Raw genomic sequence first — 23489 nt, 5'->3', positions numbered from 1 at the left:
CGCTCAGTCCCTTTCCTTGATGTCTGGAGTGGCGCCAGCGCCGCCGCGGTCGCCGCCCTGGATTGCGTGGATCGCCATCTGGCGGCGGTGGCGAGCATTCTGGCTGGCATGAAGCTTCTGCGCCCAGGCGGGTGTTCCTTCAGCTGCGCCTATCGGCGCGGCTGCGGGGGCGGCGCCGCCGGCACGGGTGCTTCCTGCTTCCCATGCGGCGCGCTGCCCACGATCGGCGGCAGCGCTAACGCCGAGACCGCCGCTCATCCGGTTGGCAGCCGCGCCGCGCATGGCGGTCGCAACGCCGCCGAGGCCCGCGCCGACGCTGGTCGAGCCCGAGGTTTCCTGCCCGAGCTTGTAGGCAGTGGATGCGGCAGACCCCATCGATGTACCGGCGCGGATCGCGCCGAGACCGGCCCCCGCGAGACCGCGTGCCGCGCCGACGGCGCCAGCGCCTGCCATCGCAAGACCTCCGCCGGCAAGCACGGTAGTGGCGATCACCGATCCGGCGCCGAGCTGCGGCGCGCCGGCGACGAGGCCGGATGCGATTCCCGGGCCGAAGATGGAGAGGCCAAAGATCGCGAGGCTCGCGAGCATCAGCGACACGGCCTGTTCGATCGACACCTCGTCGCCGGTGATCGCACTGGTGAAGTCGGCGAAATAGTTAGAGCCGATGCCGACGATGACCGCGAGCACCATGACCTTGATGCCCGAACTGACGACGTTCCCGAGCACCCGTTCGGCGAGGAACGACGTGCGGTTCCACAGCGCAAAGGGCACGAGCACGAAGCCGGCGAGCGAAGTAAGCTTGAATTCGAGGATTGTGATGAAAAGCTGGATCGCGAGGATGAAAAAGGCGGCGATGACGACGACCCAGGCGATCACCAGCACGGCGATCTCGATGAAATTGTCGAAGAAGGCGATCGGGCCAACCAACTCCTTCGCCTGCTCGAGGAGCGGCCATGCTGCCTCGAAGCCGGTCCCGGCCAGCTTGCCGGGTCGCAATAAATCGTCAGCCGTAATCGCGCTGCCCCCTGCGGTGAGGCCGAGGCCGGCGAAGCTGCGAAAGATGATATCGGACAGTGTCGAGAAGCTGTTGAGGATCAGGGCGAAGACGCCGACATAGAGGATCTTTTTGAGGAACTTGGCGATGACGTCGTCTTCGCCGCCGAGCGCCCAGAACAGCCCGGCGAGCGTGATGTCGATGCCGATCAGGATCGTGGTCAGGAAACCGACGTCACCGCCCAACAGGCCGAACCCGCTGTCGATGTAGGAGGCGAAGGCCTCCATGAACTGATCGATGACATTCAGGTCATCCATATGGGCGGGTTCCTGCTTGAAGTTGAAAGGTGTCGCGGGGACCGGCGGCCATGAGAGGGGCAAGCCCTACGGCCCCCGCGACGAGACAGGTTCGGACCCGGGGGGAGCTGGGGGCGCGGTCCTCGCCTGCCTCAGCTCATTGGCGTGGCGTGTAAGCCTTGCCGTCGCCGAGGAAGCGGCGCGTCGACTCGCGTGCCTCGCGCGCGATCTGGCCCCGCTGCGCCTGCTCGACCGATTCCGCCCGGAACTGCGCCGCCATCATTTGCTGAAGCTGGAGCTGCTGCTTGGCGGTGAGCGCGAGAAGCTGGTTCGTGGCCTGCTGCGCCTGAAGCGAGCCTTCCGCGCCCTGGCTGCGCGCGACGATGTCGGCGAGCGCCTGCGTGTCGCTCCGTACGTTGTCGACGATGCGGTTCTGGACCCCCATCGTCTGGCGAAACGCGGACATCGCGGTATCGAGTTGATCGCGTGCGCGAGCCACACGCTGATCGCGGCGGAACACCTGATCGAACTCCTGCGGGTAGAGCTGGCGGAAGCGCTCGTCGAGCTGATCGATGCGGAAGTCGACGCCCTGCGCCTGGCCCATGAGCTGGTCGATCTGCTGGAGGCGCTGGCGAAGCTCCTGAAGTTGCGGGAAATCGATCCGGGACAGGTTCTTGCCCTGGTTGATCAGCATCTGCGCTTCGTTCTGGAGACTCTGGATCTGGTTGTTGATCTGGGCAAGCGTGCGCGCGGCGGTGAGCAGGTTTTGCGAATAGTTCGATGGATCGAACACACTGAGCTGGGCCGCGACGGGCGTCGAGGTCAACGCGATGCCGATACCGAGCGAGCCGACGGCGCCGAGCGCGAGAGCGGAGAGGCACGCATATTTGCGGATAGGGATACGGGGCACGGGAAATTACTCCTTGTCTTCTGGGGGGCGGGCGGCAGGGTGACGCCCAAGCAGGTCGGCCGCCCAATCGAGGCCGGCTTGGGAGAGAAAGGTCGCGGCGAAGTCGGCCTGGCCCTTTTCGGCCAGCACCGCGTCTATGCGCTTCTGGCTGTCGGGATCGGACGCGCCGCACAACGCCAGCGCGATCGGGCCTAGCCCAAGCTCGAACAGCCGGTTGCCGCGCGCTGATTGCAGATAATATTGCCGCTTGGGCGTCGCGCGGCTGACCAGTTCGATCTGGCGCGCGTTGAGACCGAAGCGGACGTAGACCGTCTGGCCCTGCGGCTCGATCGCCCGATCATTGGGCAGCAAGATGCGCTGCGGACAGCTTTCGATGATGGCCGGCGCGATCGTGCTGTCGGCGATATCGGCTAGGCTCTGTGTCGCGAACACGACGCTGACGTTCTTCTTGCGCAGCACCTTCAGCCACTCACGGATGCGCGCGGCGAACAGCGGGTGGTCGAGGAACACCCAGGCTTCATCCAGTACGAGAAGCGTCGGCCGCCCGGTGAAGCGCTCCTCGAGACGATGGAACAGGTAGGTCAGCACGGGCGCAACGACGCCCGCCTGCCCCATCAGCGCTTCAGTCTCGAAGCACTGCACGTCGGCGATCGCTAGATCGTCTTCGGCGGCGTCGAGCAGGCGGCCGAACGATCCTTCGAGCGTATAGGGCGCGAGCGCCGATCGCAGCGGTGCCGATTGCAGCAGCAGCGACAGGCCGGTGAGCGTGCGTTCCTCGATCGGGGCGGTCGCGAGATTGGTGAGCGCCGACCAGACGGCCTCCTTGATCTCGGGTGTGACCAGTACTTTCTCATGGGCGAGCAGCGCGCCGATCCATTCGGTCGCCCAGGCGCGTGCGTTGGAGCGATCGATGTGGCGCAGCGGCTGGAAGGCGATCGTTCGCCCGCCCACGTCATCGGCATGACCGCTCTCACCGCCAAGCCCGAGCGCGTGATGCGCGCCGCCCATCGCCAGCACGGCCGCGCGCGCCGAAAATCCCTTGTCGAAGACATAGACCTGGGAGTCTGGATATCGCCGGAACTGAAGCGCGAGCATTGCGAGCAGCACCGACTTTCCGGCCCCGGTGGGTCCGACGATCAGCATATGACCGACGTCGCCGACATGCGTGCTGAGACGGAACGGCGTCGAGCCGCTGGTTTCCGCATAAAGCAGCGGCGGACCGTCGAGGTGCGGATTACGCGCCGGTCCTGCCCATACCGAGGACAGCGGCATGAGATGCGCGAGATTCAGGGTGTGGACGATCGGTTGCCGGACGTTCGCATAGACATGGCCCGGCAGGCTCGACAGCCACGCCTCGACCACATTCATGCCCTCGCGGATGCAGGTGAAGCCGAGCCCGTTGACGATGCGCTCGACCGCGCGGACCTTTTCCTCGACGCGGGCGCGGTCGATATCGGCAACGGTGATCGTCGTCGTCAGATAGCCGAACGCGACATGATCGCCGCCGAGCGCCTGCAAGGCGAGGTCGGCATCGACCACCTTGTTGTCGGCATCGCTGTCGAGAAGCTGGACCGGCTGGTTGTAGATGACTTCGCGCAGCAGCGCGGTGATCGACTTGCGCTTGTTGAACCACTGCCGCCGCAGGCGAGTGAGCGCTTTGGTTGCGTCGGTCTTGTCGAGCGCAATGAAGCGCGTCACCCAGCGATAGCCAAAATCCTCATGGTTGAGTCCGTCGAGGATGCCGGGACGGCTCGCGTTCGGAAATCCGAGGATGGTGAGCGTCCGCAGATGCTCGTCGCCGAGCATCGGTTCGAGCCCGCCGGTCAGCGGCGTGTCGGCGAGCAGCCCGTCCAGATAGATGGGCGTTTCGGGCACGGCGACGACATGGCGGCGCGCGGAGATCGCACCGTGGAGAAAGGTCAGCATTTCGCTGTCGCCGAGCGCGCGCACCTCGGGCATGAAGCCTCTGAACAGGTCAAGCGCACGATCCGTCTCGGCGATGAAGCCGGCAAGCGCTTGTCGCCAGTCGCGGCCCTTCGCGTCGTCGCTGCGCTCGATCAGCGCTCGGCCCGCCGTGTCCGCCTGATCGGGCGGAGGCAGGAGGGTGAGCGTCAGATAATAGCGGCTCTCGAAATGCGCGCCCGCGCTTTCGAACGCCGCGCGCCGTTCCTCATCGACCAGCCACGACGCCGCATCGGGAAAGCTGCTGTCGGGATAACCCAGCGCTTCGCGCCGCTCGGCCTCGAAATGGAGTGCCCAGCCCGAGCCGAAGCGCTTCAGGACATTGTTCGCCCGCGCGCAGGCGGCGACAAGCTCGGCTTCGGTGGCGGATTCTAGATCGGGGCCGCGGAACCTGAGGACGCGCAAAAAGCTGCCGTCCTTGTTGAGCACCACGCCGGGCGCGACAAGCGCCGCCCATGGAAGATGATCGGCGAGCCGGTCGGCCTTCTGACGGTATTCGCGCAGATTCAGCATGACAGATGCCCCTTCTGGCGAAGGTGGCGGACAAGGACCGGGGCGAAGTCGGGATCGCGCTTGGCGGCGAACACCGCGAGAGTGTGCCCGAACGCCCACATGGCCAGCCCGGCGATCCACTGCTGGAGACCGAGTCCGAGCGCGGCCGCGATCGTACCATTGACGATCGCGATCGCTCGCGGCGCCCCGCCAAGCAGGATCGGCTCGGCAAGCGCGCGGTGCATCGGCGCCTCGAACCCCTCGATATGGCTGGCGCCATAGGAATTTGGCGCGTTCACGAGATGAGCGCCCCGCCGCCGAAGCTGAAGAAGCTGAGGAAGAAGCTCGACGCCGCAAACGCGATCGACAGGCCGAAGATGATCTGGATGAGGCGCCGGAACCCGCCTGCCGTCTCGCCGAACGCGAGCGTCAAACCGGTGACGATGATGATGATCACCGCGACGATCTTGGCGACAGGACCCTGGACCGATTCGAGGACCTGCTGAAGCGGTTCCTCCCACGGCATGCCCGAGCCGGCGGCCTGCGCGGTGGCGGCGAGCGCAAGCCCGAGGCCGATGGCGGCGCCGGTGAGGAAGATGCTCCGACGATCGGGAATACGGGCAGGAATACGGGACAAGCGCATGGTCATTCTCCTTGGGGTTCGAGGGCGTGGTCGGGAGTAAGGTCGAGGACGGCGTAGCCGCCGTCGGGATCGAGGCCGGCGACGCGCGCGATCGTGTCGACGCGGCGCGCGAGGCCGCGCCCGGCGATGAACACGATCATGTCGATGGCGTCGGCGATCAGCCGGCGCGGAACGGTGACGACGCTTTCCTGCACGAGCTGCTCGAGCCGGTAGAGCGCCGACACTGCCGAATTGGCGTGGACGGTTGCGATGCCGCCCGGATGCCCGGTGTTCCAGGCTTTGAGCATGTCGAGCGCTTCGCGCCCGCGCACCTCGCCAACGACGATGCGATCGGGGCGGAGCCGCAATGTCGAGCGGACAAGATCAGCCATCGTGACGCCGCCGGCTCCGGCAGTGCCAATCGTACGCGTGCGCAGCCCCACCACGTCGGGCGCGGCGCATTGCAACTCACGCGTGTCTTCAATGATGATGACGCGTTCGTCGAGGTGCGCCATCTCGGCGAGCAGCGCGTTGGCAAGCGTCGTCTTGCCCGAACTGGTGCCACCCGCGACCAGGATGTTCTTGCGCTCGACCACGGCCATCGACAGCAGTCGCGCCGTGTCGGCGGGCATGATGCCGTCCCGCACATAGTCGAGCAAAGTGTAGATGCGCGCCGCGGGCTTGCGGATCGAGAAGCACGGCGCGAGGCTGACCGGCGGCAGGATACCCTCGAACCGCTCGCCCGCGCCTTCGCCGTGCGGTGGCAGCTCGGCTGACACGATCGGCGCATTGCCATGAACCTCTGTCCGTGCGTGGCTGGCAACCAGGCGGATGATCCGCTCGACCTGCGCGGGCTCATATTTGGTGCCGGTATCGATCCGGCCTTCGCCGAGTCGATCAAGGCGCAACACGCCGTCCGGGTTCACCATGATCTCGATGACCACCGGATCGGCCAGCGCTGCGGCGATGGTCGGCCCCATCGCGGTGCGCAGCATCGCGCGCCGACGCCCTGCGGAATTATCGGAGCCGAAAAGCGTGTCGCTCATCGCCCACCTCCATTGTCTTTCGCGGAGGCAGCAAGCGTGCGCTGGCCGCTGGCGAGCGCTTCGCCGACGCGGGCAATGAACGCCTCGAAGCGGTCTCGGCCGATCGCACGCGCCGCTTCGTCGGCTTCGGCCAAAGGGGCCTGCACCATCAGTTCATAGCGGATGAACAGCGCCAGGCTCTCGAGCAGCACATGCCCGTCACGCTCGACACGCCCCAGCGCGAGCGACATGCGATCGAGCCGCTGGCTGAACTTGTTCTCCAGCTCGCTCGCCGCCTGCCGGTTGAGCCAGGCGGTGAGCGCGTCGGTGAGGATCGCCGATTTGGACGCGCCGGGCTGGCTCGCCAGCGCCTCGAAGCGGTGGCTCAGATCTTCGGGCAGGAAGAGCTGGTAGCGGACGCGGTTGGGTTTGATCGCGGCCATTGTCAGAAGTCCGGCAGCATGTCGGCGCTGCGACCCTGATTGATCGCGTGAGCGCGGATCAGCGTGCCGGTGGCGCCGGCGCGGTCCATCGCGTGCTTGTCGGCGATCGTGTCGGTGTCGTCGCTGTCCAGGCCGAGCAGGTCGAGCTGCTTTGGCGGCTCGGGTTTTTTGGCGGGTTCTTCGCCGAGGCCGGGGTGGCGCTGCTGTTGCAAGCCGCCGTCCTCATCCGCCTTCGCATCGTCATCGGGCTTGCCGAGCCGGGTATCGGGCGCGCGGACCAGTCCGCTCCAGTCGTTGGGGCGTGCCTGCGGCCGGTCGGGATAGTCTCCGGGCGCGGGCTGCGGCGGCGGTGCGATCCGCTCGCGGAAATTGCGGTCCTCGTAATAGCGCAGCTTCCTCGCGCGGATCGGGGCCATGCCGGAGACAAGGACAAGCTCATCCTTGGGCGGGAGCTGCATCACCTCGCCGGTGGTCAGGAGTGGCCGGGCGGTCTCCTGCCGGCTGACCATGACGTGCGCCAGCCAGGGCGCGAGCCGGTGGCCGGCATAGTTGCGCATCGCGCGCTGTTCGGTGGCGATGCCGAGCGCGTCCGAAATCCGCCGCGCCGTGCGCTCGTCGTTGGTCGCAAACGCGACGCGGACATGGCAGTTGTCGAGGATCGAGTTGTGCTCGCCATAAGCCTTCTCGATCTGGTTCAAGGACTGCGCGATCAGGAAGGCGCGCACTCCATAGCCCGCGAGAAAGGCAAGACTGGTCTCGAAGAAGTCGAGCCGCCCCAATGCCGGGAACTCGTCGAGCATCATCAGGAGCTTGTGCTTGCCCGCCCTGGCGGGATCGGCATCGAGCTTTTCGGTGAGGCGGCGGCCGATCTGGTTGAGCACCAACCGCACCAGCGGCTTGGTGCGGCTGATGTCCGATGGCGGGATGACAAGGTAGAGCGAGACCGGATGGCCGGCCTCGACGAGATCGGCGATCCGCCAGTCGCAGCGCGATGTCACCGCGGCGACGGTCGGGTCGCGATAGAGCCCGAGAAACGACATTGCGGTGGAGAGGACGCCGCTGCGCTCGTTCTCGCTCTTGTTGAGCACCTCGCGCGCCGCCGAGGCGACGACGGGATGGATCTGCGGCGCATCCTTCGTGCCGAGGTGATTGGTGGTCATCATCCGCCGGAGCGTGGCGGTGAACGGCCGCTGCGGGTCCGACAGGAATGTGGCTACCCGTGCGAGCGTCTTTTCTTCCTCCGCATAAAGGACGTGGAGGATCGCGCCGACCAGGAGCGAATGGGAGGTTTTCTCCCAGTGGTTGCGCCGTTCGAGCGCGCCTTCGGGATCGACCAGGATGTCGGCGATGTTCTGGACGTCGCGGACCTCATGCTCGCCGCGCCGGACCTCCAGCAGCGGGTTGTATTTGGCGGAAGCGGGATCGGTCGGATTGAACAGCAGGACGTGGGAGAAGCGCGCGCGCCAGCCGGCGGTGAGCTGCCAGTTCTCGCCCTTGATGTCGTGAACCACGGCGCTGCCGGTCCAGCCAAGCAGTGTCGGTATGACCAGCCCGACGCCCTTGCCCGAACGGGTTGGCGCGAACGCCATGATATGTTCGGGGCCGTCATGCCGGAGATAGCGGCCGCGCGAGCGGCCCAGGAATACGCCGGCATCACCGTAAAGGCCGGCCCGCTCGATCTCGTTCGGCCTGGCCCAGCGCGCCGAACCATAGGTGGTGACGTGACGCGACTGCCGCGCGCGCCAGAGCGAGCCTGCGATCGCCGCGCCGCAGCCGATGAAACCGCTCGCGCCGGCGAGCGCGCCGGCCTTGTCGAAAACATGCGGCGCATAGGCATCGTAGTGATACCACCAGGGGAAGAGCGCCCAGGGACGATAGACCGGCGTGCTTCCAGCCATGAACCAGGCCGGACCAAGTTCGGGCTGGTAGGCGAGCATCGCCGCCGCCCATTGGGTCGCCGCCCAGAGGCCCGCGATCACGATTGCGAACACGACAAGGATCTGGCCGATGAGCAATTTGGTCGGGGTCACGTTGAAGCTCCCGCCCATACCGCCGGATGCGGTCGGGGCGCGGCTTCAAGACTCGGCTATGGGCCGCCCGAAATGAACGGAGCCGCTGGGGGCTGGTGGGTGACCGAAGGAGATCACTCGTCGGCGACTGACTCAATATTCCAGCTCTGTTCTTTTGATCGAGCTATGACCCGAGTTGATGATTCTGCCCTGTCGTTGTCCCTCGAGGTGGCACTGACCACCACACCGCACCGCCGATGACCCGCTACACCCTGCAAAAATCCGAGCTGCAAATTCGGGCTTGCGTGTCGGATTATCAGACATTATATCGCATTTAATGTAGTGAAATCGTGCGAGGCATGCATGGCGACAATCGCTCCTCCGCAGCCCGCGGCAACCGCGTTTCCCAAAGCCGACGCCATTAGGGCGTTGGTCGACGAACTGCTGCAAGTGGCCAGGGCTGAGGCACAGGTGCGCGGAATTGCCCTGCCTCCGGAAAACCCGAAGATCATCCAGGCGCCCGTGCCACTCGACTCCTTGTCCGTGGTCGACACGCTTTGCGCGGTGGAGCAGGTCCTCGACATCGAGCTTCGCGACAGCATCGTCCGCACCGGCGGCTACAATTCGATCGAGAAGGCGATTGACGACCTCCTCCCTAAGATCGAACGCGTCTGGGTTAAGAAGAAAGGGTCGAAGCCATGACCAATCTCGCACTCCGCCAGGAAGGCGACGAGCAGGAGCGGCGGCGCTTGGGCGACCGTCTGCGCGAAGCACGGAAATATCTCGGCCTCAAGCAGGAAGAAGTTGCTGCCTATCTCAAGATTCCCCGGACCGCGCTTACCGATATCGAGAATGGCCAGCGCCGCGTTGAAGCGATCGAACTGACGCGGCTTGCCCGTCTTTACCGCCAGTCGGTGGCCTATTTTACCGGCGAAGACGAGGCCTCCGCGAGCCTTCCCGCCGATGTCGCCCATCTGGCGCGACGCGTTGCGGCCTTGTCGACTGAGGACCGGGCCGAGCTGAGCCGGTTTGCCGAATATCTCCGCTCGCGGTCTGGCGGCGAACGGAGCTGATCGATGGCGTCGGATTATGCGAGCGCGGTTCGCGCTGGTACGATGGCAGCGGGCCGCCTGCATCGCGAACTCGATACGCGCGCACTGATCGAGACCCAAGGCGGCAGCGTCGATGTCTTCGGCGCGATCCATGCCGTGGGTCTACCCTTGCTGCTTCGTCCTCTGAAAGGCCTGCTCGGCGCCTATCTCAGCGCACCTGCTCCTGGCGTTCTCGTCACGACGGAACGACCGATGAGCATCCAGCGCTTCACGGCCGCGCACGAACTCGGGCATTTTTCGATGCGACACGAGCCGAGCCTCGACGATGAGAGCATCCTGCGCCGGATGCCGATGTCGCCCGAACCGGGAAACAACTTCGAGGAAACCGAAGCCGACGCCTTTGCGATCGCCTTCATGATGCCGAAATGGCTGGTGCTCGCGCACAGCGCGCGACAAGGATGGCAGATCGATCATTTCCGGCGCCCCAATGTCGTCTATCAGCTCTCGCTGCGGATCGGCGCCAGCTATGAGGCGACGTGCCGCACCCTGGTTCGCTACAATCTGATTTCGCCATCGGTGATGACCGACCTGCTCCGGACGCAGCCGCGCAGCCTGAAGGTCGATCTCCTCAAGGACTATCGGCCCGACAACTATCGCGGCGACGTCTGGCTGCTGACCGAGCGCGATGCCGGCTCGCGGATCGATGGCAGTCGCAATGATCTTTTCGTGCTGCAGCTCGAAGAACATAGCGGCGGTGGGTATCTCTGGGATCTCGACCAACTGATCGCCAGCGGCTTCGCCGTCGTTCGAGACGAGCGTGAGGCAATCGACGGCGATGGCATCGGTGGTCCCGTTGTCCGCCGTGTCACCGCGGCGCCCGATGCGCCGCGGCGCGGCCGCATGTCGCTCGACGAGCGGCGGCCGTGGCAGCCTGCGCCGGCCCTCACCAGCCTGACGCTCGATTTCGACCTCACCGGCCCGGAACAGACGGGCCTGTCGCGCGCCGAACGGCGGCACCTGCTCGAGGCCGCCTGACGCCCCATGATCGATATCGTCCGTGACCTTCGGCCGCTGTTCGGGCCTGCGCGCGATCAAGGCGCGCGGCCGACATGCCTCGCATTCGCCGCGAGCGACACCCACGCCGGGCTTCGCGACGGCTGGGCACCGCTGTCGTGTGAATTCGCCTTTTATGCCGCGCAGAAACGGGCGGGCAGACCGCCGACGAGCGGCGCACTGCTATCCACAATGCTGGACGCGCTACGGCTCGATGGCCAACCCGACGAGAAAGGCTGGCCGTATCTGGCAGCGGTTCCAGCCGATCATCGACTGTGGACGCCGCCGGCGACCGTTGGCCCGCTCTATGGCCGCAACGGACAGAGGGATGGAACCGACCTGTCATCCATCCTTGCCGCGCTGGATCGTGACACGCCGGTGCTCATGCTGACGATGCTGTCACGGTCTTTCTTCCAGCCGCGCGGTGATGGCGTCGTCGATCCGGCGAACGACGAACTCCCCGAGCCAGCGCAACGGCACGCGGTCGTCGCGGTCGGGCATGGAACCGTGGACGGCACCCCGGCCATTCTCATCCGCAACAGCTGGGGACCAGGTTGGGGCTTGGAAGGCCACGCCTGGCTTACTGAGCGCTTTCTAGCGCCGCGCCTTTTCGCCACGGCAAATTTGACGGAGGAAGTCGATGTATCTTCCCATACCGCCGCAGCCTGACTGCGTTGCTGGCTGGCGCGAGGCGGTCCGGCTCGTCGACCTCGCCACCGGACACCAGGCGCAGAATGTCGTCATCTCCGTGGCCGAGCCGACTGCGCGCGCAACACTCGCCGATCCCGTCGTGGCGGAAGTCGATGCCTTCCTTTCGGGCCATGGCAAGAAGCCCATCGAGACGGTCGCCAACACGATTTTTCCGGCAGCGCTGTACAGGCGCTACGGCGCGCCGCAATTCTTCGACCGGTTTCGCGACAACGTGCTGCCGAAGGTCCGGAGGTCGGGCGCTTGGTCGGGCTATTATTTCGAACGGATGATGGAATTGCCCCGCGCCGACGGCCAGCCAATCAATCAAATCTGGGGCATCGTCGAGCGCCTGCGCAACCCGAACGTCCGAGCGCTCAACAAATTCGAACTGCTGATCTTCGACCCCGCCCGCGACGTGAATGACTCGCCCTACGGCGGTCAGTGCCTGAGCTTTGCCAGTCTCAAGCTGATCGGCAAGGGCGACGATCGTCGCCTCGGCATGACCGCGCTCTACCGCAATCACTACTATATCGAAAAACTGCTCGGCAATCTGATCGGCCTCGGCCGTCTGCTCGAATTCATCGCCAAGGAAGGCGGGGTCGCGCTGGGTCCGCTCACGATCGTCTCGACCAACGCCACGGTCGACACCGCCAACTGGAACCGCGGCGATCTTAAGCAACTCTTTGAACGCTGCGATCAGGCGAGCGCACATCTCCGTGCTGCGGCGTGAGGCGCGCCCAACGGCAGTTCTAGCGGCTCATCGTTGTCATCCGCGACACCGTACAGGCTGAACATGCCCTCGATGAACTCGCGCTGCCCGCCGTAGCTCGGATGGCGGACCGCGGTGGTCGGAATGTCGAGACCGTCCAGCGCCAGGTGAGCGTCGCGCCCGATCGCGACGATCTGGCGGGGCCGGATCATTGACACGAGGGCTTGCAATATCGGCCAGGTCGCCTCGCGCTCGCTTCGCGTGTGGCATCGGTTCGACATCGGATCATCCGCTTCATGGGGATGGAACGGGAAAACGTTCCAGAGCATGACAGGCTGACCGATCCGCTCTAGCACACGCCAGACGATCGCCGCGGTGCGCTCCGCCACGGCGGGTCCCTGCGTCGCACGTTCAAATGCGATGCCGCCCATCAGCGTGCCGGCATGTCCGAGGTGAATTTCGTCGGTCAGCGGTACGCCCGTACGCCGCCCCCCGCGATAGCCGAGATCACGCGCGATCCAGATCGTTTCGACGCGATGATCAAGCGCCGCGGTGAGCAGCATTTCGAGATTGTCGCGGCGCCGGGCGGCGGCGTCGCTGCGGTCATGGACCGTGCAGCGATCGCGCCAGGGATTGAACACTGAGGGAAGTTCGGTCGCCGCCAGGGTGGACACAAAGGATTTCGGGGTCATGACGGCAATTCCTTGATACGCAGGCGGCGATTGGCGAAGTCGATCAGGACGCGGCCGCGCCGATGCTCCTGAAGGAAGCGGAAAGCCGTATAGCCCTGGAGGATCGCTTCCTCCCAAAGCCACAGCGGACAGCGTTCTGATTCGTAGCCGGCGACGAACTGGCGGACATGCTTCAGCATGTCCAGCGGAAGGCCACCGCGCTTCACGTTTTCAAAGTACCGGAGTTGCTGCGCTTGTCCGAAAATCCAGGAAGTTATGCCCTCTTCGATGAGAATCGCCCGAGCACCGTCTTCGGCGTCGTCGAGTTTCGGATCGCTCTTGCGCTTGAGACGGAGCAGCGCACGCAGCACTGGCGACCAGCCAAGCACCGCGACATAAGCGTAGTGAAAGACATCGTGGAAACGATAGTCGTCGGGTTCGAGCGCGTTGTCGGTGAGCCGGTCGCCGACATACACACCGCTTGAGCGTTGATACACGAATGTCTGCCCGCGAACGGTGCGTTCATAGACGTCGATCGCCATCCGCCGCGGCAATTGCTCTTCTGGGTCGAGCGCCGCATCGGTCGGCGCCGGATAGATGCGCTCGCGCGGCCAGCGATCGAAGATCTTGTGAAGATTCTTCACGGCGGCAGCCTCGATGGTAACACCGGATTCGTTTGCCGCCTGGATCAACCGGCGCATGACCGCGACCAGCCGGCCCGCGAGTGCTTCGCGGTCCTTCGCAAGACCGCCCGCCTGGAAATCGTTGATGAGCAGCCCAACGTCGCCTGCCAGCGCGAGCAGGCTATGCTCGAACTGCGGCATCGGTGCCTTGGCAAGCGGAATGTGCTGCGGCTGCAGCGCATGGAAACTGAGCGTTTCGTTGCCGCCCGTCTGCCATTGTCCGCCGTTTGTCGCCGCGGCGGCAGCGATGTCGCTGAGCGCCATGCGGCTGCGCCGTGCGATCGCCGCCAGATACCAAAGGACGTCACCAAGCTCTTCCGCGACGGCGTGAGCGTAACCCAGGTAGGAGGCATCGTCGCGCTGCTTTTTCTTGGCCTCACTGAGCAAGCTGCCGACTTCGCCGAAAAGGCCAAGCATCGAGAAGCCCAGTGCGCGGCCACCGCTGCGTTGATCAGTCCGCGCGGCCTGCTTCGCATAATCCGCAACAGTGAGAGCTTCGAAATCCTCGCTCATCGCCTGCCCTTCCGGCGATCCGATATCGCGTCTGCGGGGACGCTCACGCCATAGGCTTCAAGTGCCCGCAGTACGATCATCCGGATCGGCTCGCGGGAATCGAGCGACCGTTGACCGAGATCGCGTTTCGTAACGGCAGGAATCTGCACCTGAAGATGCTCGTCGCCGACATCGGTTTGCGCTGCGATATTTTTCATGAATCCATGAAAACATAATTTCATGAAAATAGAAAGCCCGAATCCTCCGGATCAGGAGACGCTCGGCCCGCTGCGCTGCCGCCCGAGTGTCCAGTTGATCCCGCCGTCGCGCATGATGCCCGAGACCGATTTACCGACATGGCGATCGAGAACAGAGCGCCACGGCACCAGCGTGAAATCGCGCGACCGTTCGATGAGCGCATGGCGACCACTCGTCATCTCGACTGCGCGCACGAGCCTGCCTTGAACAGCCTCCCCCTCTCTGGCCTCGGCGAACGGAACGCCTAACTTGTCGGAGAGCTGGCGGGCGACACGCAGCAATTCTCGCCGCTGGAGCGCGGCGAGCATCCCTCGCCGATAGACCGTCTGCCCATCCTGTTCGTCTGCAAGCTGTTCGGTGATCAGCCATTGCCGTCGCATCGCCTGCGCTGAACGAACCTCGTGCCCGAACCCAGCATCGCGCACTGGCACCGGCGCTTCGGCGACCAGCTCGCGATCGAGCCAGGTCGCGGCATCGGTTCCCGGTAATTTGTCGAGCGGGATCGCCGACAGGGTTTCAATGGCAACGGGGTGGTCGCGGAACTGCATGGCTTCGAACCTCTCGACCCTGGCGAGATGGTCCGGCGCGATGATCCAGCTTCCGTCGGGCTCGCGCTCGACGACGCCCGAGATTTTTCGCATCGCTTCAAGCCGCCGGACATGCGTTTCGGCGAAGCGTTCGCTGGCGGTCGGATCGTGCTTCAGATGGGCGTCGATCGAATAGCGCCCGCCGTTCGCCGCCGCGATCTCGTCGATCGTCCGATCGACGGCGCGAATGCCGCCCTCGCGTGGCGCGATCCGGACGATGGCATTTTCGGGGATCGTGTCGACCAGCTCGCCCTTGCCGATCTCGGCATAATGGGTGCGCCCGTCGATGCCGTCGACCAGCAGATAATGACGGTCTTCATGTTCGTCGGCGAGCCCGCGCATCACGACGCGGCCGATGATCGGCGTCGCCTCCTTCGCGACCGGGTCGTAGATGACGCGATCGACCGCAGCACGATCGAGCTTCCGCGCGGTCAGCTCGCGCTGCATGGTGCGGATGATGTCGCCGCGCTCGCCGATCTGGCGCAGTGTGTTCGCAAGGTCGGGCTCAAGCCGCCAGGTGCCGTTGCCGACATGCGAGGCGAGTCCCATGCGCCCGAGTTTCTGCAGGCGACCGACGCGAAGCGATTGCTGGAAGGGATCGCCATCGCTCGCGCTGACCAGCCGCGCGGTATCCATGTCGCGGATCAGCCGTCTGTCGATCGCGGTCAGCCGCTCGGCACCCGTATCGCTGCGAAGCCGCTCTTCGATTTCAAGGTCGGTGCGCGGCCCCAGGTCGAGGTTGACGATCTCGATCGCCCGCTGCCGGCTCCCGTGCGAGATATACTCGCGCGCGATCAGCAGATTCTCACCCCGATCGTTTACGCCGCGCACCACGATATGCGTGTGCGGATGGCCGGTATTGAAATGGTCGACCGCCACCCAATCGAGCTTTGTCCCAAGATCCTGCTCCATCTGCGTCATCAGCCGGCGCACGAACGGCTTCAAGTCGGGATACTGGTCGGCGTCCTCGGCCGACACGATGAACCGGAACTGGCGGCGGTCGCCGTCACACCGTTCGAGGAACGCCTTGCCATCGGCGACGTCGCTGTCGGGCGAGTAGAGCGCACCAGCCTCGCCCTCACGGGTCACGCCGTCGCGCTGAATATAGCGAAGGTGCGCCTTCGCACCGCCCATGCCTTTCCCGCCAAGGCCGACAGGCCGTATCTTGACGATCACGCGGCGCGACCGGAACGCGCCCAATCGGTCGCGCGATCTGAGCACCCGCGCAACACTCGCGCCGCGCCCGATCCGGCTGCCGTCGAAACGGCCGCGCCTGCCCGTTTTCATGCCGGCCCGCTTTGCCGCTTTCACGACGCGGCTCAGGTAGCGCTGCTCCTTGCCCCGGCCGCGCATCCGGCCCAGCTGCGGTTCGAACTCATCATCGCGCATAGCGGCGTCCTTCCATGCCGGAATGACGCTCCCCGCCGATAAGAATGGCGCGTCCTCGCCAGAGCGCAAGGAGTCTCGCGATTGGGATCGGAAAAGCCCAGAAAACCGCCACTCCTGGTAACCCTGTCTCGCACTCAAAGGGCGAGTCTCGCAAAAGCCTTCAAAAAACGATGTGCAGACAAACACTTACAAAATCGCGAGATTTTGCCTCTATCTTGCCATCGAGCCCGACTGCCACCTGCCGCCCCAGACGCCCGCTTTGCCTTCCCGCCTTCCCGATCAAAAAAGGGGAGCGGCGCCATGCGGCACCACTCCCGCGAACCTGCCCCTTCAACAGCGCATCGCCTTATTGCCAGCCTGCCTGTTCGGCCTGACGCAGCGCCCGATTGCACCGCTTCAGCCTCTTCTCAGCGGCCCTTAATTCGGCTTCGATCTGCCGCCGTTCTCCCGCGTCATCGCACCATGAAAGCTCCGCGCGAAGCTCCTCGATCTGTTGTTCAACCGACATCTCATCCTCCTGATACAAGCGAAAGATGAGCCATCGCCCGGCGGGGAGCGGGCGGGGTCAACCACCGCGCAGCGGCCGCGAAGCGGGCGACGGGGGAGCCGATTTTCTCGTCGCCGGAGTGGAGCGAAGCGGAACGCAGGTGGCGTGAAAATTGGGGGAACCGTCGATGGTTGAGGCGGTCCGTTCGCCGCCGGATACTCGGTGCTTGCTGAGCGGATTTCTTCCTCTCTGCAGGCCCGCAAGCGCGTTCCGGTGCAGGAAAAGGCCCACGCCAAGCCCTCAAGGCATGAGGAAAGCCCCGCGCCGGGTGACCGGCGCGGGGCCGATCCGGCTCAGTCGCCGGGGTTCCAGATAACGGCGAACGCGTCGTCGTCGTCCTGCCCGGCGGCGCGGCCGAGATTGGCGTAGAGGGTGCGGCCGCCAAGTTCGGGGGCCGACATGGCGAGGCGGACATATTCGCGCTGGCTCACCTCGCCGGTGCGGATCCAGCCGCCGCCCAGTTCGACGCCGTTCGACAGCACGCGGTAGTCGGGCTGGTCCCCGGTCTTACTGCGGTTGGGGATGATGGCGATCTCGGCATTGACCGAAAGCGTCTTCAAGGCGCCCCGGAACGAACCGTCGTTCTGGCGCTGGACATGACCGATTGAGGGCATTTCTCGTCTCCTTGCACATTCGCCCGACCCGATGCCGGGCGATGGGCGGACCGAAGGGACGGCCCTTGAGCGCGCTGCGAACCGCAGGCCGAAGCGAAGCGGAGGACCGGAAGCGCGGGGCTGATTTGGAGCGAAGCGGCCGCGAGGAGCGCCGCCAAAGCGGCGCGGGGAAATCAGTTCCGCGCGATGGTTTCGCGAGGCGCGCGGCCGTCCCAGGTCATGCGCCCAAGGAGCCGGCGACGGGTTGGTGAGACACGAAAGGACGAGATGCGCGCGCGGACAGGAAGCCCAGTCCGGCGTCTTTCCGGGAAGCCATGATTGCTTTCGCGGCCACGAGGCCGCGGCTATAGCCTCACGGCGATGAACGAAGGAACGACGATTGCGGGGCAGATCGAACGGCTGATCGTGCGGCTGGACGGCGCGGCGGTGTGCGATGCCTGCGTGACTGACCGGCTCAACCTGTCGGTTACCGCACAGGCCAATGTCGTCACCTGCGCGCTCGGCGGCACGCGCGGATTCGAGCGGCAGAAGGACGAATGCACGTTATGCGGAAGCGCCCGGACGGTGATCCGCCGCACCGCCCGGTAGGTCAGGCGGCAGGGGTTTTCGGCACGCGAGCGCGCAGTGCGGCGCGATTTGGGCTAGTTGCCGTCGCCCGCGAGCGCGCGCGACAGCGCCTCGTTGGTCGCGTCGATCTCGATGCGGTCTGCGAAAATCGCGCACCAGCCGCCACCGAACTCCCCGATGCGGGGCTTGGAACAGGTCATGGCCCATTCAAAGCCGATCGGCCCCTTGGCGAGCGTTTCGGGGCAACATCGCTGGATCACCACCGCGATGGCAGCGGCATCGAAATCGTCCATGCTGGCGAAACACACGATCCGCGCGGATGGATCGTCGGGGCAGGTTTCAGCGATGAAATCGGCTCCGATGGTGGGAAATTCGGGATCGTTGAACGCCTCGCGAAACCCGCTCCACCGCGCGTTCGCATCGTCCGGCGGAAAGGCTGCGAGCAGCGCCGCGCTCGGCGGATCGGGCGCGTCGTCATTCGCTAGCGCGTAGCCAGCGTTTGCGACTTCCTCGATCAGCGCGCACTCGGCGGCGGTGCAGCGAAAGGCGAAGCTGCCCTGAATCCAGATGTCAGCCATTGCTCGCCTCCTCCCGTTCGGGCGTGATGACAAGCGGGGGCACCGCGAAGTCGGCCGCATCGAAATGCGCGATGATCGCCGCATAGCTGCCCAATCGCTCGGCGGTGCAGCGCCCCATGAGGATATAGTCGTCCTCGTCGGCAGCGTAGCTTTGCGGTTCGCCGCTGCCGGTGAACACGGTGCGTTCCGCACCCCACTGGCAGGCATAGGCGCCCGACCAGCGCGCGAAGAAAAGCCCATGCGCGATGCAGAAGGCTTCGAGTCCCTCGAACCGCCCCCAGGCGACCTCGTGCGCCATGAGCGCCAAGGGCTCGCCCTCGGGCAGATCGCCGAGCGCGAAGGGTTCGCCGTCCCATTCGGTGGACAGCCCTTCGTTCGCGATGGCCTCGGCGAAGGCGGGAAGCTGGCTGGCGGGGAGCGTCCCGCCGATGGTGATGGATGCCGAAACACGGTCGGCCATGACAAGTCTCCTGTCTGAAATCCGCGCCGCGAGGGCCGCTTGCGGCCGAGCGGCGCGGCGATTTTATGGGGGACGGAACGGGCGGCGGGTGCGCCGCCGCCCGTCCAGTTTCATGCGGCTTCGCGCTCGGGCTGTTCCTGCGGCTCGGCCTTGGCAGGGGCCGGAAGCGCAATCACCGCGCCGGGGCCGGTCGGTTCCGGCTCGCGGTCGGGGCGCGCCGCGAGCACCTTGGCATGAGCCGCGACGGTGCCGACGCCGCCGCGCGCCGTATAGGTAGCGGGCGGGAACGCCATCCATTTCGGCACCCAACCCTCGACCTTGGGCCGCCCGTTCGCACCCTCCAGATGGTCGCGGACGATGCGCTTCAAGACCTTGCCCGGTTCCTTCGCATTGGCGGCGGCGACAGGTTCGCCCGCCACCTCGGCGACGATGCGGGTCAGCACCTCCTTGTCGCGGACACACTCGAAAAAGGCGTCGTCGGCCTGCCAGTAGCGGGCCATATCGACGCCGATCTCGCCGCCGACCGCCTCGATGGCGGCGCTGCCGCTGGCGAGCGTTTCGCCCATGACGATGACGATCACGTCCATTACGGCGCGGTCGGGCACGTCGAGCAAGCGCAGGAACACGCCGACCAGTCCGAAGTCGTCGCCGTTGCCGCCTGTGACGGTCGGTTCCTCGGGCGAGAAGCCGAGAAGGTCCAATACGGCGCGGCGCTTCGCGTCGAAGTCGGTTTCCGCGCGGCAAGTTTCGACGCTTTCGCGCACATCGTCGTTGCGCGCGGTCTGCGGCTCGGGCTTGACCGTCCACAGTGGCGACCCGACGATGACATGGGCGACCATCAAGCGCAGCGCGACCTTGGGATGACGGGTCAGCGAGGCGCGGACAGCGGCATGACGGTGCAGGTTGATATAGGTCTGCATCGTGCTCGTCACTTCGGGGCGCGGCACTTTGGGGCCGGTTTCGATTGCCTCGCCGCGTTCGAGCCGCTTGGCCTCCTTGCTCGTCACATAGCCTTCGTGGACCTCGACCTCGCCGCTTTCGCGCACATCTATATACACGCGCCCGCCCTTGCGCTTGGGTGCCTTGGCGAACTCATAGCGGTAGAAATATTCGCCGGGCGGGACGATCACCACGTCGAACCATCCGGCATCCAGATAGTCCTCCTTGCGCGCGTCGATTACGGCGTTCTGCGCGGTCCAGAACGCGTCGGCATCTGCAAAATAGCGGTCTTCGCCGAACAGATCGGCGACGATCGCAAGGCCGCTCGCATCGACGTCGAACAGGGCATGTTCGACCTTGATCGACTGCCCGCCGAACAGCCATGCCTTCAATTGCTGGCCGGTCGGGCAATAGGCGTCGTCATCGTCGTAGAGCGCCAGCCATGCCTTCTGCTGCTGCTTGCTCGCCAGCGTCAGATGCCGGACGGTCGCCGCGTTGATCTTCTCCTTGCGGTAAAGATCGCGGATGCGCGGAAGCAGGTTGCCGAGCGCTAGGATACGCTTCACGCCAAGCTCGGGAATGCCGAACGTCGCGGAGATATCCGCAATGTCGCGGCCCTCCTTGACCAGCCGTGCGAAGGTTTCCCATCGCGTCACCTCGTCGGGATCGAGCCGGGTGTTCTCGAGAAGCGATGCCTCGATGGCGTCGGCGTCGTCCCCGGCGTCGAGGATGGCGACGGGAAGCGGGCCGTGGTCGATGCCCTCGACAAGCGCGATGGCGTTCGCCGTCCAGCGCCGCCGCCCGGCGACGATTTCGTGGACGCCATTATCGTTGCCCGCCTGCGGGCGCACGATCAGCGGCACGATGACACCGCGCTTGCGGATCGAGGGCAGAATGTCGCCCACGTCCGGGGGCTTGGGTCCGTGCCGCATGTTCACCTTGGACGGAACCAGCTTGCTATGGTCGATAAAGTCGAGTTTCATTGGTCTGCTCCTTCTGGAGCGCCGGTCCCGTTTGTCTTGCTGGATGGGCGGGACCGGCACTCAATGCGGCGAAACGCGCCGCGCGTCATCCGGCCCCTCGATCATCAAGAGGCGGCGGAAGCTCGTTGCCGTTCCGGCTATCGGTGATGCGGCGAAGTTCGGCTTCGGCCAGAACGATTGCACCCATGCGCCGCGCGGTATCGGACCATAGCGAAAGCGGGGCCAGCGGCTCGAAATGCTCGTCGCGCTCGATGAACAGGCCGAAGGGCAAGCGGACGCCCGCAATCTCGGTAAGCGAGAACACGCCCATTTCCGGGCATCCGAACCCCAAGTCGGCGAGGCCGAACAGCGTGTCTCCATCGTCGTAAAGCTCGGTGGCGATCCACGTCGCCGCGCCGACCGGATTGAAGAATTTGACCACCGGGAACGGGTCGAACCGTTCGTCGCGCTGCTCGTGGAGGCGGCTGGCGCGCGCATTCGCGCGCAGCGCCGAAAGGATCGCATGGGGGAGCGTAATCATGCCGCTTCCCTCCCTTCGTCCTGCGTCTCGGCGTAGCGGGCAAGCAGCCAATCGGCGGCCTTGCTCGCCTGACTGGCCGCGCGAAAGATCGCGCGATTGTCCTCGCGCAGCACGTCGAGCCATGATGCCAGATAATCGGCGTGACGAACGGTCGGCACGATGCCGAGCGCGGCGCAAAGGAAGGCCGATCCCATCTCGGCGATCAATTCTTCGCGCGCATAGTCCTTGCTGCCGAACGCATTGCGCAGATTGCGATTGAGGCGCGACGGGTGGCCGCTGGCATGACAGAGTTCGTGCAGCGCCGTCCGGTAGAAATTGATCTGTTCGTGGAAGGCCGGTTGCGGGGGCACCTGCACATAGTCGGCGCTCGGGACATAGTAGGCCTTGTCCCCACCGATGCGGAAATCGACGCCCGATGCCGCAATGACCGCTTCGGCGATCGGCACGACTTGGCGTTCGGGAAGCGGTGCGGGGTCGGTGGCAAGGCCGGGGCGCAAGCCTTCGCACTGTGCGACGTTGAACACGGTGAAGCGTTTGAGGAACGGCACCGCGCGGGCTTCGCCGCCGGTCTGGCGCGCGCGTTCCTTCTCGGCTTCGGGGGTGAAGCGGTCGGCATAGACAACCCTTGTCCCGCGCTCGCCTTTCCTGACATTGCCGCCCGCCTCCAAGGCTTGGCGGAAGGTCAGCCACGATTGCGACGGATAGCCGTTCTCGATCACTGCTCCCCACAGGATCAGGACATTGACGCCGCTGTAATTGCGGCTGGTGAGCCCGTTGCGCGGGAGGCCGGGGGCGGCGGAGAAGCCTTGACCATTGGGGCGGCCCCAAGGCTGGACCCAAGGGAAGCGGCCCGCCTCAAGTTCGGAAACAATGCGGCCCGTCACCTCGTCGTAAAGATTGGCGCGCTCCGCCGGGGGCTGGCGTTTGCTGCCCTCTGCGCGCGCGCGTTGGCTGCCGGTCTGGTGCATGGCTATCCTCCAATGCCGCCCCAAAAACCCCAGGGCCTCCCCCGGAGCGGGGGTGGGCGGCGAATTGCGACCTGCCGGGCGCGGCCAGGAGGCGGTCCGCACCCGCAGGGCCGAAATGCAATGGAGGAGCCGGACCCGAGCGCAGTCGAAGGCCGGCTTGCGGGACGCCGGGCCGGGCCCAGAAGGGAGCGCCGCCCACCCGCGCGACGAGGGGAAGGCCCAACGAAAAATGCCGCCGCGCCGGTCAGGCGCGGCGACGACAGGCCGGAGCAAGGCTCCGGCATCCCGCCAGTCCGATCGTCACCTTTGGCCGGGACGCGCGAAGCGTGGCCCGGTGGAGCTTGGCGAACGGATGTGAGCCTAGCGGAATAGAGCGGCGGTCGCGCCGCAGGCGCGAGGCGCCTGAAAACCCGGATGCGTCAGGTCAGACCCTGCCGTCTTGAAGCACTCTCGTCGTGGTCGCCATGCGCGCGGTGACACGAGGAGCGAGCACTCGGCCCACTGGCCCCAACAGATCAACCGTGCAGCGGGGATCCGTTCGAACCGGTGCAAGCGGTCATCGCGGGCAACAGGCTCATCATGGCGGCACCGGCGATGATGATCGCGCCGACCGCCGCGGCGATGCCGGTCGCGGTCGGCCCCGCACCGCCGAGCTGCATCAGGCTGGAGACGACACTGCCGCCGGCGATCCCGGCGGGCACGGCGAAGAGAAGCGCGATCGCTCCGCGAAGCGGAACGGGCAACCGCGACGCGATGAGCATGCGTCCGATCAGCAAGACCGCGACGCCGACGACGAGGCCGAGAAGCAGACCGAGCAACGGCCCCAGTTCGCCACCCCCCGCCCACAGAAATGCGGCCGCACCGAGCCCGACCGGGAGTGCGAAGACGGCGAGCCGGAACATCGCCCAGGCGAAGAGGACGATGCCGGTGGCGGACAGGATCAGACCGAGCAACATCACGACCAACTCCATAGGCT

Annotated in this window: 25 protein-coding genes; 6 read left to right on the top strand and 19 right to left on the bottom strand. The window is 65.7% G+C overall.

Features of this window, described 5'->3' with window-relative positions; translation table 11 throughout:
* Positions 1-3: 3 nt before the first annotated feature.
* The 8 genes from trbL to GQO94_RS07510 all read right to left on the bottom strand — a co-directional run bounded on the left by trbL (position 4) and on the right by GQO94_RS07510 (position 8774).
* Complete coding sequence (trbL, locus tag GQO94_RS07545) at positions 4-1311, bottom strand: P-type conjugative transfer protein TrbL (protein ID WP_017499931.1); 1308 nt, start codon at positions 1309-1311, stop codon at positions 4-6.
* 136 nt (positions 1312-1447) lie between these two features.
* Complete coding sequence (gene trbJ / locus GQO94_RS07540) at positions 1448-2200, bottom strand: P-type conjugative transfer protein TrbJ (protein ID WP_017499932.1); 753 nt, start codon at positions 2198-2200, stop codon at positions 1448-1450.
* 6 nt (positions 2201-2206) lie between these two features.
* Positions 2207-4675 (bottom strand): conjugal transfer protein TrbE, encoded by a 2469-nt coding sequence (gene trbE, locus GQO94_RS07535; RefSeq protein WP_017499933.1) that lies wholly within the window; start codon positions 4673-4675, stop codon positions 2207-2209.
* Positions 4669-4899, bottom strand: a complete 231-nt coding sequence (locus tag GQO94_RS07530; protein ID WP_051035683.1) for a VirB3 family type IV secretion system protein — start codon at positions 4897-4899, stop codon at positions 4669-4671. The genes trbE and GQO94_RS07530 overlap by 7 nt, the downstream gene beginning before the upstream one ends.
* A gap of 50 nt (positions 4900-4949) precedes the next feature.
* Complete coding sequence (locus GQO94_RS07525; RefSeq protein ID WP_017499935.1) at positions 4950-5303, bottom strand: TrbC/VirB2 family protein; 354 nt, start codon at positions 5301-5303, stop codon at positions 4950-4952.
* Entirely contained in the window at positions 5300-6322 is a 1023-nt protein-coding gene (gene trbB, locus GQO94_RS07520; RefSeq protein WP_017499936.1) for a P-type conjugative transfer ATPase TrbB, read from the bottom strand. The genes GQO94_RS07525 and trbB overlap by 4 nt, the downstream gene beginning before the upstream one ends.
* Entirely contained in the window at positions 6319-6744 is a 426-nt protein-coding gene (locus tag GQO94_RS07515) for a hypothetical protein (protein ID WP_017499937.1), read from the bottom strand. Before GQO94_RS07515 ends, trbB begins: the two co-directional genes overlap by 4 nt.
* 2 nt (positions 6745-6746) lie before the next feature.
* Positions 6747-8774 (bottom strand): conjugal transfer protein TraG, encoded by a 2028-nt coding sequence (locus GQO94_RS07510; protein WP_038292469.1) that lies wholly within the window; start codon positions 8772-8774, stop codon positions 6747-6749.
* Between the two features lie 342 nt (positions 8775-9116).
* Here GQO94_RS07510 and GQO94_RS07505 point away from each other — a divergent pair, with 342 nt between their 5' ends.
* The 5 genes from GQO94_RS07505 to GQO94_RS07485 are packed head-to-tail and all read left to right on the top strand — an operon-like array spanning position 9117 to position 12278.
* Positions 9117-9455, top strand: coding sequence for a hypothetical protein (locus GQO94_RS07505; protein WP_017499939.1), 339 nt, complete (start codon positions 9117-9119; stop codon positions 9453-9455).
* Positions 9452-9826, top strand: coding sequence for a helix-turn-helix domain-containing protein (locus GQO94_RS07500; protein WP_017499940.1), 375 nt, complete (start codon positions 9452-9454; stop codon positions 9824-9826). The genes GQO94_RS07505 and GQO94_RS07500 overlap by 4 nt, the downstream gene beginning before the upstream one ends.
* A 3-nt stretch (positions 9827-9829) precedes the next feature.
* Entirely contained in the window at positions 9830-10840 is a 1011-nt protein-coding gene (locus GQO94_RS07495) for an ImmA/IrrE family metallo-endopeptidase (protein ID WP_017499941.1), read from the top strand.
* Positions 10841-10846: 6 nt separating this feature from the next.
* The gene (locus tag GQO94_RS07490) at positions 10847-11527 is read left to right on the top strand and encodes a C1 family peptidase (protein ID WP_017499942.1); all 681 of its coding nucleotides are present in this window, start codon (positions 10847-10849) and stop codon (positions 11525-11527) included.
* Positions 11499-12278 carry a thymidylate synthase family protein gene (locus tag GQO94_RS07485; protein WP_017499943.1) on the top strand — a complete coding sequence of 260 codons (780 nt, stop codon included), beginning with the start codon at positions 11499-11501 and terminating at the stop codon, positions 12276-12278. The genes GQO94_RS07490 and GQO94_RS07485 overlap by 29 nt, the downstream gene beginning before the upstream one ends.
* Here the strand turns inward: GQO94_RS07485 and GQO94_RS07480 are convergent.
* The 5 genes from GQO94_RS07480 to GQO94_RS07460 all read right to left on the bottom strand — a co-directional run bounded on the left by GQO94_RS07480 (position 12245) and on the right by GQO94_RS07460 (position 17498).
* The gene (locus tag GQO94_RS07480) at positions 12245-12949 is read right to left on the bottom strand and encodes a uracil-DNA glycosylase (RefSeq protein WP_017499944.1); all 705 of its coding nucleotides are present in this window, start codon (positions 12947-12949) and stop codon (positions 12245-12247) included. The genes GQO94_RS07485 and GQO94_RS07480 overlap by 34 nt on opposite strands.
* Positions 12946-14124, bottom strand: coding sequence for a nucleoside triphosphate pyrophosphohydrolase family protein (locus GQO94_RS07475; RefSeq protein ID WP_017499945.1), 1179 nt, complete (start codon positions 14122-14124; stop codon positions 12946-12948). Before GQO94_RS07475 ends, GQO94_RS07480 begins: the two co-directional genes overlap by 4 nt.
* Complete coding sequence (locus tag GQO94_RS07470; protein WP_231726911.1) at positions 14121-14345, bottom strand: hypothetical protein; 225 nt, start codon at positions 14343-14345, stop codon at positions 14121-14123. The genes GQO94_RS07475 and GQO94_RS07470 overlap by 4 nt, the downstream gene beginning before the upstream one ends.
* Positions 14346-14372: 27 nt before the next feature.
* Positions 14373-16337, bottom strand: coding sequence for a relaxase/mobilization nuclease RlxS (rlxS, locus tag GQO94_RS07465; RefSeq protein ID WP_017499947.1), 1965 nt, complete (start codon positions 16335-16337; stop codon positions 14373-14375).
* A gap of 840 nt (positions 16338-17177) precedes the next feature.
* Positions 17178-17498, bottom strand: coding sequence for a DUF736 domain-containing protein (locus GQO94_RS07460; protein ID WP_017499949.1), 321 nt, complete (start codon positions 17496-17498; stop codon positions 17178-17180).
* 360 nt (positions 17499-17858) lie between these two features.
* On the opposite strand from GQO94_RS07460, the gene GQO94_RS07455 reads away from it, so the two are divergent.
* Entirely contained in the window at positions 17859-18086 is a 228-nt protein-coding gene (locus tag GQO94_RS07455; protein ID WP_017499950.1) for a hypothetical protein, read from the top strand.
* A 53-nt stretch (positions 18087-18139) separates the two neighbouring features.
* Here GQO94_RS07455 and GQO94_RS07450 read toward each other — a convergent pair whose 3' ends face one another.
* The 6 genes from GQO94_RS07450 to GQO94_RS07425 all read right to left on the bottom strand — a co-directional run bounded on the left by GQO94_RS07450 (position 18140) and on the right by GQO94_RS07425 (position 23472).
* Positions 18140-18643, bottom strand: coding sequence for a hypothetical protein (locus tag GQO94_RS07450; protein WP_017499951.1), 504 nt, complete (start codon positions 18641-18643; stop codon positions 18140-18142).
* Positions 18636-19103, bottom strand: a complete 468-nt coding sequence (locus tag GQO94_RS07445) for a hypothetical protein (RefSeq protein ID WP_017499952.1) — start codon at positions 19101-19103, stop codon at positions 18636-18638. Before GQO94_RS07445 ends, GQO94_RS07450 begins: the two co-directional genes overlap by 8 nt.
* A gap of 110 nt (positions 19104-19213) precedes the next feature.
* Positions 19214-21025, bottom strand: a complete 1812-nt coding sequence (locus GQO94_RS07440) for a ParB/RepB/Spo0J family partition protein (protein ID WP_017499953.1) — start codon at positions 21023-21025, stop codon at positions 19214-19216.
* An 85-nt stretch (positions 21026-21110) separates the two neighbouring features.
* Complete coding sequence (locus GQO94_RS07435) at positions 21111-21545, bottom strand: DUF2958 domain-containing protein (protein ID WP_017499954.1); 435 nt, start codon at positions 21543-21545, stop codon at positions 21111-21113.
* Positions 21542-22513, bottom strand: coding sequence for an ArdC family protein (locus GQO94_RS07430; RefSeq protein ID WP_017499955.1), 972 nt, complete (start codon positions 22511-22513; stop codon positions 21542-21544). The genes GQO94_RS07435 and GQO94_RS07430 overlap by 4 nt, the downstream gene beginning before the upstream one ends.
* Positions 22514-23028: 515 nt before the next feature.
* A complete protein-coding gene (locus GQO94_RS07425) occupies positions 23029-23472 on the bottom strand; it encodes a hypothetical protein (RefSeq protein WP_136175471.1) in 444 nt (147 codons plus the stop codon).
* Between the last annotated feature and the right edge of the window lie 17 nt (positions 23473-23489).

The sequence above is a fragment of the Novosphingobium aquimarinum genome, from assembly GCF_009746585.1.
GTDB classification, from domain to species: domain Bacteria; phylum Pseudomonadota; class Alphaproteobacteria; order Sphingomonadales; family Sphingomonadaceae; genus Novosphingobium; species Novosphingobium aquimarinum.
The sequence above is the reverse complement of the archived record's forward strand: the minus strand, read 5'-3'. Positions and strand labels throughout refer to the sequence as shown.

What these genes read in the sequence shown, in the direction of transcription:
- trbL (WP_017499931.1), bottom strand. Translation starts at nt 1,311, where the DNA reads ATGGATGACCTGAATGTCATCGATCAGTTCATGGAGGCCTTCGCCTCC.
- trbE (WP_017499933.1), bottom strand. Translation starts at nt 4,675, where the DNA reads ATGCTGAATCTGCGCGAATACCGTCAGAAGGCCGACCGGCTCGCCGAT.
- GQO94_RS07530 (WP_051035683.1), bottom strand. Translation starts at nt 4,899, where the DNA reads ATGCACCGCGCGCTTGCCGAGCCGATCCTGCTTGGCGGGGCGCCGCGA.
- GQO94_RS07525 (WP_017499935.1), bottom strand. Translation starts at nt 5,303, where the DNA reads ATGACCATGCGCTTGTCCCGTATTCCTGCCCGTATTCCCGATCGTCGG.
- trbB (WP_017499936.1), bottom strand. Translation starts at nt 6,322, where the DNA reads ATGAGCGACACGCTTTTCGGCTCCGATAATTCCGCAGGGCGTCGGCGC.
- GQO94_RS07515 (WP_017499937.1), bottom strand. Translation starts at nt 6,744, where the DNA reads ATGGCCGCGATCAAACCCAACCGCGTCCGCTACCAGCTCTTCCTGCCC.
- GQO94_RS07505 (WP_017499939.1), top strand. Translation starts at nt 9,117, where the DNA reads ATGGCGACAATCGCTCCTCCGCAGCCCGCGGCAACCGCGTTTCCCAAA.
- GQO94_RS07500 (WP_017499940.1), top strand. Translation starts at nt 9,452, where the DNA reads ATGACCAATCTCGCACTCCGCCAGGAAGGCGACGAGCAGGAGCGGCGG.
- GQO94_RS07495 (WP_017499941.1), top strand. Translation starts at nt 9,830, where the DNA reads ATGGCGTCGGATTATGCGAGCGCGGTTCGCGCTGGTACGATGGCAGCG.
- GQO94_RS07490 (WP_017499942.1), top strand. Translation starts at nt 10,847, where the DNA reads ATGATCGATATCGTCCGTGACCTTCGGCCGCTGTTCGGGCCTGCGCGC.
- GQO94_RS07485 (WP_017499943.1), top strand. Translation starts at nt 11,499, where the DNA reads ATGTATCTTCCCATACCGCCGCAGCCTGACTGCGTTGCTGGCTGGCGC.
- GQO94_RS07480 (WP_017499944.1), bottom strand. Translation starts at nt 12,949, where the DNA reads ATGACCCCGAAATCCTTTGTGTCCACCCTGGCGGCGACCGAACTTCCC.
- GQO94_RS07475 (WP_017499945.1), bottom strand. Translation starts at nt 14,124, where the DNA reads ATGAGCGAGGATTTCGAAGCTCTCACTGTTGCGGATTATGCGAAGCAG.
- GQO94_RS07470 (WP_231726911.1), bottom strand. Translation starts at nt 14,345, where the DNA reads ATGAAATTATGTTTTCATGGATTCATGAAAAATATCGCAGCGCAAACC.
- rlxS (WP_017499947.1), bottom strand. Translation starts at nt 16,337, where the DNA reads ATGCGCGATGATGAGTTCGAACCGCAGCTGGGCCGGATGCGCGGCCGG.
- GQO94_RS07460 (WP_017499949.1), bottom strand. Translation starts at nt 17,498, where the DNA reads ATGCCCTCAATCGGTCATGTCCAGCGCCAGAACGACGGTTCGTTCCGG.
- GQO94_RS07455 (WP_017499950.1), top strand. Translation starts at nt 17,859, where the DNA reads ATGAACGAAGGAACGACGATTGCGGGGCAGATCGAACGGCTGATCGTG.
- GQO94_RS07450 (WP_017499951.1), bottom strand. Translation starts at nt 18,643, where the DNA reads ATGGCTGACATCTGGATTCAGGGCAGCTTCGCCTTTCGCTGCACCGCC.
- GQO94_RS07445 (WP_017499952.1), bottom strand. Translation starts at nt 19,103, where the DNA reads ATGGCCGACCGTGTTTCGGCATCCATCACCATCGGCGGGACGCTCCCC.
- GQO94_RS07440 (WP_017499953.1), bottom strand. Translation starts at nt 21,025, where the DNA reads ATGAAACTCGACTTTATCGACCATAGCAAGCTGGTTCCGTCCAAGGTG.
- GQO94_RS07435 (WP_017499954.1), bottom strand. Translation starts at nt 21,545, where the DNA reads ATGATTACGCTCCCCCATGCGATCCTTTCGGCGCTGCGCGCGAATGCG.
- GQO94_RS07430 (WP_017499955.1), bottom strand. Translation starts at nt 22,513, where the DNA reads ATGCACCAGACCGGCAGCCAACGCGCGCGCGCAGAGGGCAGCAAACGC.